Raw genomic sequence first — 14,286 nt, forward strand, 5'->3', positions numbered from 1 at the left:
GCGCGGGAACTGCGCGACCAGCCCCCGTCCACCCGCGCCCGAGGAACCCACCTCCCGGGGCCGCGGGGCGAAGCCCCGACGGGCGGGCCGGGAAGTGGCTACGGGTCCGGCTGGTCGGGGGCGGGCGGCCGCCCCCGCCGCGGGATCGGCCCCGTACCCCCCGGCAGCCGCCCCGCCTCGGACAACGCCCTGCGCAGCAGGAACTCGATCTGCGCGTTGGCGGAACGCAACTCGTCACCCGCCCAGCGGGCCAGCGCTTCGTACACGAGCGGATCCAGCCGCAACAGCACCTGCTTGCGCTGCTGCGGCGGCCGCCGCTGCGCCCCCGCCGCCCCGGATTGCTCCGTCACTGGTAGAGGGACCCCGCGTTCAGGACCGGCTGCGGAGCCCGGTCACCGCACAGCACCACCATCAGGTTCGACACCATCGCCGCCTTCCGCTCCGAGTCCAGCTCGACGATGTCCCGCTCGGTGATCCGGGCGAGCGCCGCCTCGACCATCCCGACCGCACCGTCGACGATCTGCCGCCGTGCCGCCACGACCGCCCCCGCCTGCTGTCGCTGGAGCATCGCGGAGGCGATCTCGGGAGCGTACGCGAGATGCGTGAAGCGCGACTCGATGATGGAGACGCCGGCCGCGTCCACCCGCGCGCGCAGTTCGACGGCGAGCTTCTCGGTGATCTCCTCCGCGTTGCCGCGCAGGGAGAGCCCCTCCTCGTCGTGGGCGTCGTAGGGGTACTCGATCGCGATGTGCCGGACGGCCGCCTCGGTCTGGGTGGCGACGAACTCCAGGAAGTCGTCGACCTCGAAGCTGGCCTGCGCGGTGTCCTCGACCCGCCAGACCACGACCGCGGCGAGCTCGATCGGGTTGCCGTAGGCGTCGTTGACCTTGAGGACCGCGGTCTCGTGGTTGCGTACCCGGGTCGAGATCTTCACCCGGGAGGTGAAGGGGTTCACCCACCGCAGGCCGTCCTGACGGATCGTCCCCCGGTACCGCCCGAAGAGCTGGACGACCCGTGCCTCGCCCGGCGCCACCGTGTTCAGCCCGCACATCGCGACGAACGCGGCGAGGCCGACCAGGATGCCGGCGACGATCAGCGCCGCTTTGCCCCCGGCCGCGGTGACCGCCGTGGCGCCCACGATCATCGCGGCCCCGAGCAGCAGTCCGACCAGCCCGAGCAACAGCGCGAGTCCGCCGCCGATGCTGTGCGCGGCGAACTCCCGCACCCGTGGGGCCGGTATCGGCGGCACGTCGGCGACGGCTGCGGGGCCGGCGGTGGAGCCGCGGCCGGAATCGTTCGTGGAGTCGTGCGTGGACATGGTGGGCCCCCGTCTCGTATGCCTTAGCGTTTGAATAGCTAAGTGATAACACTTTACCCCGCACGGCAACCTTCCACTCCTCTCGTACGTCGGTTCTGGTGGGGCTGATGCGCATTGCGTGCTGATTGTCACGTCCGTGGAAGTGCCGATCGGCGGGACTTTGTCCCAGCACGTGGTGTTAGTTTGCTGAGCTGACCTCAGCGACGAACCTGTGTGCGGCATCAGAACGAACGCGGCGCGGGACGCGTGAGTGAACCCGGCAGGACACGCGTACAAGAGAGCGCGACCCGAGACCGAAGCGGAGCGGACGGAGCCATGGGACGAGCGGACGAGAGACGAGCGCGGCAGCGCGGTGGCCGTCGCGCCGCGGCCGGGGGCTCCTCCGGGACCAAGCCCCGCCGCAGCGGCATACGCAGGTTCCTGAACTGGAAGACGATCCTCGGCACGTTCCTGGGCTTCTGCCTGCTGGGCATGGGCGCCTTCCTCGTGCTCTACATGGTCGTGTCCATACCCCAGGGCAACGCGGCGGCGCAGCAGCAGAGCAACGTCTACAAGTACAGCGACGGTTCGACCCTGGCCCGTACCGGCAAGGTCAACCGCGAGATCGTGGGTCTGGACAAGGTGCCCAAGCCTGTCCAGCTGACCTTCGTCGCCGCGGAGAACAAGTCCTTCTACAAGGACTCCGGCGTCGACCTGCGCGGCACGGCCCGCGGTCTGCTGAACACCCTGTCCGGCAAGGGCAAGCAGGGTGGCTCGACGATCACCCAGCAGTACGTCAAGAACTACTACCTGACCCAGGACCAGACCGTCACGCGCAAGCTGAAGGAACTGGTCATCGCGCTGAAGGTGGACCGTCAGCAGACCAAGGACGACGTCCTCGCGGGCTACATCAACACCAGCTACTACGGCCGCAACTCGTACGGCATCCAGGCAGCGGCGCAGGCGTACTACGGCAGGGACGCGAGCGACCTCACGGTCGAGCAGGGCGCCTACCTCGCCTCGCTGCTGCAGGCCCCGAGCCAGTACGACTGGGGTGCCGCCACCGACACCGGCAAGCGGCTGGTCACGGCGCGCTGGAACTACACCCTCGACAACATGGTCGAGGAGGGGTGGCTGGACGCGGCCAAGCGTCAGGCCATGAAGTTCCCGGTGCCGCAGGACCCCAAGGGCGTCCCCGGTATGCAGGGACAGACCGGCTATCTCGTGGACGCGGCGAACAGCGCGCTGGCCAACCGGCTCGTCGCCCAGGGCTCCGCCGCGAACTACGAGGACGCCAAGGCGATCGTCGACGCGGGCGGCTGGACGATCACGCTCAACATCGACAAGAAGAAGCAGACGCAGCTGGAAGTCGCCGTCAAGACGAAGCTGAGCAGCAAGCTGGACGGGAAGAAGCGGCGGGTCGACGGTGACGTCGAGGCCGGCGCCGCGTCCGTCGACCCCAAGACGGGCAAGGTCGTCGCGATGTACGGCGGCGAGGACTACTTCAAGCACTACGTCAACAACGCGACCCGCCCGGACTACCAGCCGGCGTCCACCTTCAAGCCGCTCATCTTCGCCGCGGCCCTGGAGGAGCAGGCCAAGACGCAGGACGGTCAGGACATCACGGCGAACACGATGTACGACGGTACGAGCGGCCGTGCCGTCAAGGGCAGCACCATCGGATTCGCGCCGCCCAACGAGGACAACCAGAGCTACGGGCCCGTCACCGTCCAGACGGCGATGAACAAGTCCATCAACTCCGTCTTCGCGCAGATGGGCGTCGACGTCGGCATGGACAAGGTCCTCAAGGTCGCGGGCGACCTCGGGATGCACACGGAGAAGCTGCAGCCGGTGCCCGCGCAGACGCTCGGCTCCATGGGCGCGAGTCCGCTGGAGATGGCGGGGGCCTACGCGACCCTCGACAACCACGGACGCAAGGTCACCCCGGCCGTCGTCGCCTCGGCCGAGCACAAGGACCGTCCGGTCAGGTTCCCGAACCCGGTGGGCGGCCAGGTCATCAGCTCCGAGGCGGCCGACACGGTGACCTCGGTGCTCACCGGCGTGGTCAACGACGGTACGGCCCAGGTGTCGGTGGCGCAGGCGTCCGACCGCGACGGTCAGCAGGTCGCGGGCAAGACGGGTACGTCCGACAACAACAAGTCCGCCTGGTTCACCGGCTACACGCCCAACCTGGTCACCTCGGTCGGCCTCTTCGGCGAGGTCCCCAAGGACCGCAAGGACTCGAGCGGCAAGACGGTCAAGCAGGGCACCCAGGTGTCGCTGAAGGGCGCGGCGGGCGGCGGTCGTGTCAACGGCGGTGGCTTCCCCGCGCAGATCTGGGCCGCGTACACCTTCAACGCGATGGGCAGGGTCACCGCCTTCGACCTGAACACCACCCAGGGCGCGGCGATGGAACCGACCCCGAGCGACACGCCGAGCCAGACGCCGAGCGAGACGCCGTCGGAGACGCCGACCACCGAGAAACCGACGACCCGGCCGCCGACCACCAGCAGCCCGCCGACCAGGACGTCCGAGCCCCCGACCGCCCCGACGACGACGGCCCCGGTCTCTCCGAGCGGAACCCCGACCGGCGAGAACTCGACGGACCCGTTCAACCCGGACGACCAGCAGCGGCAATAGGCGAGCCGACAGGCTCACGGCTCACGAGAAGGGCGCCCGGTGAACCACCGGGCGCCCTTCCCTCTCGTACGGGACTCGTACGGGACCGCGATCCGCCGTCCGTCGCCGGAGGCGGCCGGTTCAGCCGCCGTTGACCTCCTTGGCGATCCGGTCGCCGATCTCCTTGTCGACGTTGCGCCAGTACTGGACCGCGCGGTCCAGGACCGGGCGGGACACGCCGGCCTTCAGGTGCCCGCTGACGTTCGACACGAGGCGGTCGCGGGCCGCGGCGTCGAGGACCTGGCGGACCATCGTGCCCGCCTGTCCCCAGTCGTCGTCCTCGCGGTGCGGCTTGTACGCCTCGCGCACCAGCTCACCGGCGGTCTGCCAGCTCGCCGGGTCGCCGAAGCGGGAGAAGTCGGCCGCGGGCCCGCCGTAGGAGTTGGGGGCGTACGGCCGGGCCGCGTTCGACGGCTCGTAGCGCATCGGCCCGTCCTTGGCGTACGAGTTCACCGGGGAGTGCGGCCGGTTCGGCGGCAGCTGGGTGTAGTTCGGGCCGATCCGGTACCGGTGGGTGTCCGGGTACGAGAACAGCCGGCCCAGCAGCATCTTGTCCGGCGAGGGGCCGATGCCCGGCACCAGGTTGGACGGTTCGAAGGCGGCCTGCTCGATGTGGATGAAGTAGTCCTCCGGATTCCTGTCCAGAGTCATCCGGCCGACGTCGATCAGCGGGTAGTCCGCGTGCGGCCAGACCTTGGTCAGGTCGAAGGGGTTGAAGCGGTAGTCCGCCGCGTCCTCGAACGGCATGATCTGGACCTTCAGGCTCCAGGTCGGCGCGTTCCCGGACTGGATCGACTCGAACAGGTCCCGGCGGTGCTTGTCCGCGTCCGACCCGGCCAGCTCGTCGGCCTCGGCCTGGGTGAGGAACTCGATCCCCTGGTCGGTCTTGAAGTGGTACTTGACCCAGAACCGCTCACCGGCACCGTTGATCCACATGTACGTGTGCGAGCTGTACCCGTTCATGTGGCGGTAGGTCTTCGGGACACCCCGGTCGCCCATCAGCCACGTCACCTGGTGCGCGGACTCGGGGGAGAGGGTCCAGAAGTCCCACTGCATGTCGTTGTCGCGCAGTCCCGTCACAGGGCTGCGCTTCTGCGAGCGGATGAAGTCCTGGAACTTGATCGTGTCACGGACGAAGAAGACCGGCGTGTTGTTGCCCACCATGTCGTAGTTGCCGTGCTCGGTGTAGAACTTCAGCGCGAAACCGCGGGGGTCGCGCCAGGTGTCGGGCGAACCCTGTTCGCCGGCGACAGTGGAGAACCGGGCCAGCATCTCGGTACGTTTGCCCGGCTGGAACAGGTCAGCCTTGGTGAACTGGCTGACATCATTGGTGACTTCGAAGAATCCGTACGCGCCGCTGCCCTTGGCGTGCACCACACGCTCGGGGACCCGCTCCCGGTTGAACTGGGCCATCTTCTCGATGAGGTAGTGGTCCTGGAGCAGAATCGGGCCGTCGGGGCCGACGGTCAGCGAGTGTTCGTCGCTCTCCACCGGAATTCCGACGTTGTTCGTGGTGTACGGAACCTTCTGGGGTGCCTGCGTCACGAGCGTCCTCCCGTCGAATAAGAGGCTCTTTAGGTCGCTTCGTCCACCCCAGCAGTCAACTCCGCCGACGGGATGTCGGCAACATCTGGACACGGTCCAGCTCTGGTCCGGTTCCGGAGCCTGTACCGAAACGGGCCGCCCCTGGGGTGAGGACCGGCGAGTACCCCCTCAGCCCCGGTTCAACTCGAACCAGACCACCTTTCCCGTGCTCAGCCTGGTCGCACCCCACCGTCTGGCCAGTTTGTTGACCAGGTAGAGGCCACGACCGCCCTCGTCCGTGGCGCGCGCCTGCCGCAGCCGCGGCAGCTGGGGCACGTCGTCGCCGACCTCGCAGCGCAGCACATCCGTCCGCAGCAGCCGCAGCGTCACGGGGCGCGAGGCGTAGCGGACGGCGTTGGTCACGACCTCGCTGACCAGCAGCTCGACGGAGTCGCTCATGTCCTCCATGCCCCAGCGGGAGAGCGCGCGGCGGGCGAGGCGCCGGGCCCGTCCGGGGGCCGCGTCCTCCGGCTCCAGGTACCAGTACGCCACGTCGCTCGGCGCGATCCCGTCGAAGCGGGCGGCGAGCAGCGCGATGTCGTCGTCCCGGTCGCCCGGACCGAGCATGTCCAGCACCTCGTCGCACAGGGCTTCGAGGGGCGGCGGATGGTCGGGTCCGGTCAGCTGCGCGGTGGCGGCGAGCTTCTCGCGCAGCTGTTCTATCCCGGTCCAGACGTCCCTGAGCCGGGACTCGACCAGACCGTCGGTGTAGAGCAGCAGAGTGGCCCCGGCGGGCGCGTCCAGCTCGACGGCCTCGAAGTCCACCCCTCCTACGCCGATGGGGGCACCCGGCGGCACCCGCAGCACCTCGGCCCGGCCGCCCAGGTGCAGCAGGACCGGTGGCGGATGGCCCGCGTTGGCGATGGTGATCCGGTGCGAGACCGGGTCGTAGACGGCGTACAGACAGGTCGCCATGCGGTCGGTGCCCAGCCGCTGCGCCTGTTCGTCCAGGTGGTGCAGCACCTCCTGCGGCGGCAGGTCGAGCCCGGCGAGGGTCTGCGCGGTCGTCCGTAGCTGGCCCATGATCGCGGCCGAGGTCATCGAGTGGCCCATGACGTCCCCGACGACCAGGGCGACACGGCTGCCCGGCAGCGGGATCGCGTCGTACCAGTCGCCGCCGACCCGTGCGGTCTCCGCGGCCGGCAGATAGCGGGACGCGAGCCGTACGCCCGTAGGCCGCGGCAGGGTCTCGGGCAGCATCGTGCGCTGCAGCTCGTCGGCGATGTAGGCCTCGCGGCCGTACAGCACCGCCTTGTCGATGCCGAGCGCGCTGTGCGTGGCGAGCTGGGCCGCGACGAGCAGGTCGTCGGGCTCGAAGGCCATCCGCTCGGGACGGCGCACGAAGAGCGCGGCCCCGATCACCCGGCGCCGCCCCCGCAGCGGAGCCAGGATCGCGCGCTGGCCGCTGGGCACGGCCAGCTCGTCGCCCAGCAGCTCGGGCAGCGCGGCCCGCGCGGCGGGCGCGTCCGCGAAGACGGGACGTACCCCGCGCAGCACCTCGGCCAGCGCGCCACCGGGACGCACCTCGCACAGCTCGGCCGTCATCGCCGACAGCTCGCTGGGCTCGGGCCGCAGCGCGGGCATGAAGCCGTTCTCGGTGTCGCGCTCCTCAGGGATCCGGTCGGTACGCCGCAGCCGCAGCACCAGGGGCCCGGTGGGCCGCTCGTCGCCGACCGGCAGCGGATCGCGCAGATAGACGAGGATCGCGTCCGAGAAGGTCGGCACGGTGGCGCGGCACAGACCCATCACGATCTCGTCGAGATCGATGCCGCGGGCGATGCGCCGGGTCGCCGCGCCCACGAAGCGCAGCCGGTCCCCGTCGCGCCGCATCGGCATCGGGCCCGCGTGCGGCAGGCCCTGCCCGGTACGCCGGTCCTTGCCGCCGCTCCCGGGCGCGCGGTCCTTGTCGACCGGCTGGGCCGGGATGCCCTCGGGCGCGGGGCGCGGGCGGTGCGGATCGGGCTCCGCGGCCGACGGCTGGGAGTGCTCGGGGCCGGGGGATGCGGGCGGTGTCGGCGCACCGGTGCCGGAGGGCGACGGTACGTCGGTGCTCGCGGACGTCTGGTTGCCCGGCGTCCCGTGCTGGCCGTAGGGCGCACCCGATCCGGCCGAGGCGTCACCCGTGCGGGCCGGCTGCGCGGGTAAGGCACCCGGCGCGCGCAGCGCCTCCGGGGTGTGCAGGAGCGCCCCGCGGGGGTCCGCTGGGGTGGAGGGCCGGCCGGCGCCGCTCTGGCGGCGCTCGTGTGAGGTGGGGTGCTCCGTCACGCGTGTCGAATCCATCCGTCCGGGGCTGCGCGCCGTGCGTGCAGTTCGTCCCGCAGCCCCGATACCCGGAATGTGTGCCCCAGGAACGGAATCTGCGCGTCGTGCGAGCCGGGCCCGGCATGTGCCGACGGGAACGCCGTCGCCCCAGCGGGTCCGCGCGACCCGTCGGGCCGTCCGCCGACCGTACCGCCGTGGCTCTCGTACCCCTCGCTCACGTCCTGCCGCCCCTCGGTGACGTATGGTCAAGCCCAGCGCATACTGCGGTAGTTGCTGCTGTGCGCCCTTGCGGAGGACGATCCTACGGTTGTACCACGGGGGCGCATCAAGGGTCTCATGAGGACACGTGCGCGGGCGTACGGTCCCAGTCATCGGGCAGGGCGGGAACCGGCCACGACGGATCCGGGCGCCAGTGCTGCCAGCCGTCCGCGAACGGCGGGCCCCAGGCACGGATCACCTCCACCGCGCGCAGACCCGCCTCCCTCACCTGCGCGGCCAGTCGAGTATCCATCAGTCCGGCCCGCTGCGCCTGTGCGAACTCGTCCTCGTCGAGCCAGCACCAACTGCGGTCCGGGTGCACGGAGATGTCCAGGAAGTGGTCCTCGGAGTCGACGCCGCCCTCCCAACGGGTCAGCGGTGCCTCCAGGTTCACGTACCAGTTCTTGAAACGCCACCCCGGTTCCCAGAACAGCCACACCGACCAGGGGTCGCCGGGCCGCGCCAGCTTCAGCACCCCGGTGCCGAACCACCGGTCCCGGAGCACCGAACGAGCCTTGGTGTAGCGCGACTCCAGGGGTTCTCCGTGCACCGGGGTGCCGTCGGCGAGCACGGGCTTGACGCACTCCGTGCCGGGCGCCATCCACACCGCGAGGAGTTCCGCGTCGTCTTGTACGACGGTCACGGGGCGGCAGATGTGGACGCGCTCGCCGGCGTTCTCCCGGTACCGCCACAGGATGTGACTCCCGGGGGCCCAGTACGCCGTCGACCCACCCGTTGTCACTCGTCTCACCGCTCCGCCCTCTGCCATGAACAGATATTAGGTGCCCCAGGCATACGACGCTGCGGTGCGTGTCACGGTTCGCGCCATGGCGCGAATGACGTAACGGAGGTGTCATCCGGCGTTCGCCGGTGCGGGCGCGGTGTCACGGATGCGTCATCCGCAGGACATCCAGCGCCTCGTCCAGCTGCTCCAGGGTGAGGTCGCCCCGCTCCACGTACCCGGACTCGAGGACGACCTGGCGGATGGTCTTGCGCTCCGCCAGTGCCTTCTTGGCCACCTTGGCGGCCTCCTCGTACCCGATGTACTTGTTGAGCGGTGTCACGACGGACGGTGACGACTCGGCGTACTCGCGGGCCCGTTCGCGGTGCGCGACGATCCCGTCGACGGTGCGGTCGGCCAGCAGCCGGGAGACGTTCGTGAGCAGCCGGACGGACTCCAGGACGTTCTTCGCGATGACCGGGAGCATCACGTTGAGCTCGAAGTTGCCGGCGGCCCCGGCGACCGCGACCGTCGCGTCGTTGCCCATCACCTGGGCCGCGACCATCAGCACGGCCTCGGGAATGACGGGATTGACCTTGCCCGGCATGATCGAGGAACCCGGCTGCAGGTCGGGGAGGCTGATCTCGGCCAGACCGGTCCGTGGCCCGGACGCCATCCAGCGCAGGTCGTTGGAGATCTTCGTCAGCCCGACCGCGATGGTCCGCAGCTGGCCGCTCGTCTCGACGATCCCGTCCCGCGCGCCCTGTGCCTCGAAGTGGTCGCGGGCCTCGGTGAGCGGCAGCCCGGTGTCCCGTGCCACCTCCGCGATCACGGCGGCGGAGAACCCGGGGGGCGTGTTGATCCCGGTGCCCACGGCCGTCCCGCCCAGCGGCAGTTCGGCCAGCCGGGGCAGCGAGGCGTTCAGACGTTCGATCCCGTAGCGCACCTGGGCCGCGTAGCCGCCGAACTCCTGTCCGAGTGTGACGGGGGTGGCGTCCATGAGATGGGTGCGCCCCGACTTCACTACGTCGGCGAACTCCTGCGCCTTGCGCTCCAGGGCGGCGGCGAGATGGTCGAGCGCGGGGACGAGGTCCCGGGTCACCGCGGCGGTGGCGGCGATGTGGATCGAGGACGGGAAGACGTCGTTCGACGACTGCGAGGCGTTCACGTGGTCGTTGGGGTGGACGTCGCGGCCGAGCCGCTCGGTGGCGAGCGTGGCGATGACCTCGTTGGTGTTCATGTTCGAGGACGTGCCGGAGCCCGTCTGGAAGACGTCCACCGGGAAGTGCGCGTCCCAGCGCCCCTCGGCGACCTCGGCCGCGGCCTCCTGGACCGCCTCGGCCACGTCCTTGTCGAGCACCCCGAGCCGGGCGTTGACCTTGGCGGCCGCTCCCTTGATCCGTGCGAGTGCCTCGATGTGCGCGCGTTCGAGCCGCTGCCCCGAGATGGGGAAGTTCTCCACGGCCCGCTGGGTCTGGGCCCGCCACTTCGCGTCCGCGGGCACCCTGACCTCACCCATCGAGTCGTGCTCGATCCGGTACGGGGCTGCTGCCTGTTCATCGGCCATTGCCGGTCACCTCCAGTGGGGACAGCATCGCGGACGTGCCCGGTGTTCCCGGATGTCCGGGGCTGTGTCCCCCGTGTGCCCCGCGTGCCCCGCACGGCCCGCGCGGCCGGTGCTCCGGGCGTGCCCGTTGCGGGTGTTCCCGGTGCGGGGTTCCTGTGTACCCGGTAGTGCCCTCGTTCGCGGCGGGAGTCAGTGCTGTGCGCCGCCGACGGGGGCGGTGCACGCGAACCGCCCGGCCACCTCGGCACAGGCCTCCGCGCCGCGCGGGCTCGCCGCGGCCAGCATCGGACTGCTGTAGCCGTCCGCCGGGTCGCCCGGGTAGGCCGCGGACAGTTCGTCCCGCCCTGCCCGGACCGAGATCTCCCGCGCGCCGCCGGTCCGGGTGCGGACCTCGGACCAGACCGTCGCGCACGACGCGGAGAAACGCAGCACTACGACCTCTCCCGCGCGCGCGACCGCGGCCTCCGTACGCGCGTCACGGCCGCAGGTCTCGGAGGTCGGGAACTGTCCCTGGCAGCCATGGCCGCGGCAGGAGGAGGCGGACGCCGCGGGCGCCGGGGCGAGGTCGGTGTCGAGGACCTCGGCGGCGCCCGCGGTGACGGCCATGGTGGCGGCCGCCACCGCCGCGAGGGCGATGACGGCCCGGTTCGGCGGCCGGACGCGCCGGCCCCGAACCGGCGCGTCCGGGGCCGGGCCCTGTGCGGACGGGACCCGTGGGGGCAGGGCCTGCGCGGGCAGGCCGACCGCCCCGCACCGGCTCCTGGACACGGCGTCCCACAGGGAGAGAAGGGGACCGGGATCGGTCTGCGCGAGCCGGCCGAGGGACTCGACCGCCGAGCGCGGCGGGAACTGCTCGCCGTTCAGATAGCGGTGCCAGGTCGACTTGCTGAACGGGGTGACGGCGGCCAGCGCGGCCAGGCTCAGCCCCGTCCGCTGCCTGAGGCCGCGCAGCCGCTCCACCAGGAGATGTTCCTCGTCGAGTCGTTCCGCGTGGTCCAACGAGTCGGGCAGCGGCTGTCTCTTGACCGTCACGTGGCTCTCCATCTCGCTCCCTCGCCGTCCGGGGTGGCCGCCTGATCCGTTCCCTCTCCGTGCGCCCGCGCACACCCGGATCGCCCGAATGCGAACGGGATGATGAGAGGGAGTTGACCTGCGGTTCCGGCACCGGTGGGGTGGTCGGGTGGTCGGCTGATCGACTCGTAGGACCTCCTGACGGGGTGGACCCCGACCCCGTCAGGAGGCGTCGGAACTCAGGAGCCGGGCGCCGGCGCGCCCGTCAGCACCAGCGGACGGCGCCGCCGGTGCGGACGTAGTGCGCGGACACGTACCCGCGGTGGTGGGCCAGGCGGTACCAGTGATGGTTGCCCCGGACGGCGGAGCCCCGCTTCTTGCAGGAGACGACCACCACTCGTCCGTGCGGACGCGAGCCGACGATCCGGTAGGCCGTGCCCGGTCCGGAGCGGACGAGCAGCCGCATGTGGTGGGTCGTCACCCGGCCCCATACGTGACGGACGACGTGGTGCCGGGCGTGGTGGCGGGTGATGACGCGGTACCGGTGGGTGGTGACGTGGTGCCGGGCGCGGGCCGGCACATGGCGCCGGACGCTGCCCTGCGACGGCACCTGGTACCAGCTCGACGTGGCGGCCGGTGCGGGCACGGAGCCCTGGCCGGGAATGTGCGCGGCCGGGCCGGCGGAGGCGACGGCCGTCACCGGGAAGACGGCGACAGCCGCGATCGCGGCCACGATGCCGTTGCGCAACAGGCGACTCATCATGCTATTTCCCTCCGAGATGACCTGCGGATCACAGGCTGTGATCCGGTCATTGCGGAGTGTTCACGGCAAAGGGCGCAAAGATGCCGTCCCGCTGTTCCTGGGACGAAGTGGGACATCGGGCCGGTGGGCGGACGACGTGGCGCGGCCGTCCCGGGACGACCGCACGGGCGGTTCCGGCGGCGTGGGACGACACCGGTCGGGCCGTTGGAGCGGAGCTTCCGGGACGGCGCGGCCAAGGGCGGCGGGGGCGACTTCCACCCCGACCGCCCCTGAGGAGCTCTGACCGCCCCGGAGGTGCTACGCCAGCCCGGGGCCCCGCACCGGGATGTGGGTGAACGTCGGCTCGGGGGCCGGGTTCTGGAAGAAGTCGTTGCCCTTGTCGTCGACCACGACGAACGCCGGGAAGTCCTCGACCTCGATCTTCCAGACGGCCTCCATGCCGAGCTCCTCGTACTCGACGACCTCGACCTTCTTGATGCAGTCCTGGGCGAGACGGGCGGCGGGGCCGCCGATCGAGCCGAGGTAGAAGCCGCCGTGCGCGTCGCACGCCTGGGTGACCTGCGCGGAACGGTTGCCCTTCGCGAGCATCACCTTGGAGCCGCCCGCCGCCTGGAACTGCTCCACGTAGGAGTCCATGCGGCCGGCCGTCGTCGGACCGAAGGAGCCGGACGCGTAGCCCTCGGGCGTCTTCGCGGGACCGGCGTAGTACACCGGGTGGTCCTTCAGGTACTGCGGCATCTCCTCGCCCGCGTCGAGCCGCTCCTTGATCTTGGCGTGCGCGATGTCACGGGCCACGACCAGCGGGCCGGAGAGCGAGAGGCGGGTCTTCACCGGGTACTTGGTCAGCTCGGCGAGGATGTCGTCCATCGGCTGGTTGAGGTCGATCCGGACGACGTCGCCCGACTCGTCGAGGTGCTCGTCGGTCGTCTCGGGCAGGAAGCGCGCCGGGTCCGTCTCCAGCTGCTCCAGGAAGACGCCCTCGGCGGTGATCTTCGCGACGGCCTGGCGGTCCGCGGAACACGACACCGCGATCGCCACGGGGCAGGACGCGCCGTGCCGGGGGAGGCGGACCACGCGCACGTCGTGGCAGAAGTACTTGCCGCCGAACTGCGCTCCGATGCCGATCTGCTGGGTCAGCTCGAAGACCTTCTGCTCCAGGTCCTTGTCCCGGAAGCCGTGGCCCAGCTCGGAGCCCTCGGCCGGGATCTCGTCCAGGTAGTGCGCGGAGGCGTACTTCGCGGTCTTCAGGGCGTACTCGGCGCTCGTCCCGCCGACGACGATCGCCAGGTGGTACGGCGGGCAGGCGGCCGTGCCGAGCGAACGGATCTTCTCCTCCAGGAACTTCATCATGGAGGACTCGTTGAGGACGGCCTTCGTCTCCTGGTACAGGAAGCTCTTGTTCGCGGAGCCGCCGCCCTTGGCCATGAAGAGGAACTTGTAGGCGCCGCCGTCGGTCGCGTACAGCTCGATCTGCGCCGGCAGGTTCGAGCCCGTGTTCTTCTCCTCCCACATGGTGAGCGGAGCCATCTGCGAGTAGCGCAGGTTCAGGTTCTTGTAGGCGTCGTAGATGCCATGGCTCAGGGCCGACTCGTCGCCGCCCTCGGTGAGGACGTTCTGGCCGCGCTTGCCCATGACGATCGCCGTGCCGGTGTCCTGGCACATGGGCAGGACGCCCGCGGCCGCGATGTTCGCGTTCTTCAGCAGGTCCAGGGCGACGAATTTGTCGTTGGCCGACGCCTCGGGGTCGTCGATGATCCGGCGCAGCTGGGCCAGGTGCGCGGGCCGCAGATAGTGCTGGATGTCGTGGATGGCCTCCGCGGCGAGCTTGCGCAGCGCCTCCGGCTCGACCTTGAGGAACGTCCGCCCGTCGGCCTCGAAGGTGGAGACACCCTCGGAGGTCACCAGCCTGTAGGGGGTGGTGTCCTCTCCCTGGGGGAGCAGATCGGTGTACGCGAACTCAGGCATCTTCGCCCATTCCTCACTTGATTTCTTGGGGCTCGGTTCGCCTCCGGGCGCCGAGACCCTTGCCGGGAGCCCGACCACGCTCACTCGGCGGAGGCCGGCCTCCGTCGGCGGGCGTCCACCAGCCTAGGACCTGGTGCGGACAGCGGGCCTGTGAGGTAGGGCTCAGTTCGCTGTCCACA

10 protein-coding genes are annotated in these 14,286 nt (G+C 70.6%); 1 reads left to right on the top strand and 9 read right to left on the bottom strand.

Annotated elements, in window-relative coordinates; translation table 11 throughout:
• Positions 1 to 98: 98 nt before the first annotated feature.
• Positions 99 to 350, bottom strand: a complete 252-nt coding sequence (locus tag OHB41_RS29470) for a type II toxin-antitoxin system antitoxin (RefSeq protein WP_266701131.1) — start codon at positions 348 to 350, stop codon at positions 99 to 101.
• Positions 347 to 1,318 carry an SPFH domain-containing protein gene (locus OHB41_RS29475; protein ID WP_266701132.1) on the bottom strand — a complete coding sequence of 324 codons (972 nt, stop codon included), beginning with the start codon at positions 1,316 to 1,318 and terminating at the stop codon, positions 347 to 349. Before OHB41_RS29475 ends, OHB41_RS29470 begins: the two co-directional genes overlap by 4 nt.
• Positions 1,319 to 1,633: 315 nt before the next feature.
• Here OHB41_RS29475 and OHB41_RS29480 point away from each other — a divergent pair, with 315 nt between their 5' ends.
• Complete coding sequence (locus OHB41_RS29480) at positions 1,634 to 3,937, top strand: transglycosylase domain-containing protein (RefSeq protein WP_266701133.1); 2,304 nt, start codon at positions 1,634 to 1,636, stop codon at positions 3,935 to 3,937.
• A 120-nt stretch (positions 3,938 to 4,057) separates the two neighbouring features.
• Here the strand turns inward: OHB41_RS29480 and OHB41_RS29485 are convergent, their stop codons facing one another.
• The 7 genes from OHB41_RS29485 to OHB41_RS29515 form a co-directional block, all read right to left on the bottom strand.
• Positions 4,058 to 5,521, bottom strand: coding sequence for a catalase (locus OHB41_RS29485; protein WP_266701134.1), 1,464 nt, complete (start codon positions 5,519 to 5,521; stop codon positions 4,058 to 4,060).
• Positions 5,522 to 5,689: 168 nt separating this feature from the next.
• A complete protein-coding gene (locus tag OHB41_RS29490) occupies positions 5,690 to 7,840 on the bottom strand; it encodes a SpoIIE family protein phosphatase (RefSeq protein ID WP_266701135.1) in 2,151 nt (716 codons plus the stop codon).
• 316 nt (positions 7,841 to 8,156) lie between these two features.
• A complete protein-coding gene (gene fomD / locus OHB41_RS29495) occupies positions 8,157 to 8,849 on the bottom strand; it encodes a cytidylyl-2-hydroxypropylphosphonate hydrolase (protein WP_266701136.1) in 693 nt (230 codons plus the stop codon).
• Positions 8,850 to 8,964: 115 nt separating this feature from the next.
• Positions 8,965 to 10,368: a class II fumarate hydratase gene (locus OHB41_RS29500; RefSeq protein WP_266701137.1), complete on the bottom strand. Its 1,404-nt coding sequence runs from the start codon at positions 10,366 to 10,368 to the stop codon at positions 8,965 to 8,967.
• A gap of 189 nt (positions 10,369 to 10,557) precedes the next feature.
• Positions 10,558 to 11,400, bottom strand: coding sequence for a helix-turn-helix domain-containing protein (locus OHB41_RS29505; RefSeq protein ID WP_266701138.1), 843 nt, complete (start codon positions 11,398 to 11,400; stop codon positions 10,558 to 10,560).
• Positions 11,401 to 11,644: 244 nt separating this feature from the next.
• Complete coding sequence (locus OHB41_RS29510; RefSeq protein WP_266701139.1) at positions 11,645 to 12,142, bottom strand: SH3 domain-containing protein; 498 nt, start codon at positions 12,140 to 12,142, stop codon at positions 11,645 to 11,647.
• 297 nt (positions 12,143 to 12,439) lie between these two features.
• The gene (locus tag OHB41_RS29515) at positions 12,440 to 14,107 is read right to left on the bottom strand and encodes a fumarate hydratase (RefSeq protein WP_266701140.1); all 1,668 of its coding nucleotides are present in this window, start codon (positions 14,105 to 14,107) and stop codon (positions 12,440 to 12,442) included.
• Positions 14,108 to 14,286 lie beyond the last annotated feature (179 nt).

The sequence above is a fragment of the Streptomyces sp. NBC_01571 genome (assembly GCF_026339875.1).
Taxonomy (GTDB): Bacteria; Actinomycetota; Actinomycetes; order Streptomycetales; family Streptomycetaceae; genus Streptomyces.

Coding starts and splice junctions, on each gene's coding strand:
- OHB41_RS29475 (WP_266701132.1), bottom strand. CDS start 1,318: ATGTCCACGCACGACTCCACGAACGATTCCGGCCGCGGCTCCACCGCC.
- OHB41_RS29480 (WP_266701133.1), top strand. CDS start 1,634: ATGGGACGAGCGGACGAGAGACGAGCGCGGCAGCGCGGTGGCCGTCGC.
- OHB41_RS29490 (WP_266701135.1), bottom strand. CDS start 7,840: ATGGATTCGACACGCGTGACGGAGCACCCCACCTCACACGAGCGCCGC.
- fomD (WP_266701136.1), bottom strand. CDS start 8,849: ATGGCAGAGGGCGGAGCGGTGAGACGAGTGACAACGGGTGGGTCGACG.
- OHB41_RS29500 (WP_266701137.1), bottom strand. CDS start 10,368: ATGGCCGATGAACAGGCAGCAGCCCCGTACCGGATCGAGCACGACTCG.
- OHB41_RS29510 (WP_266701139.1), bottom strand. CDS start 12,142: ATGATGAGTCGCCTGTTGCGCAACGGCATCGTGGCCGCGATCGCGGCT.
- OHB41_RS29515 (WP_266701140.1), bottom strand. CDS start 14,107: ATGCCTGAGTTCGCGTACACCGATCTGCTCCCCCAGGGAGAGGACACC.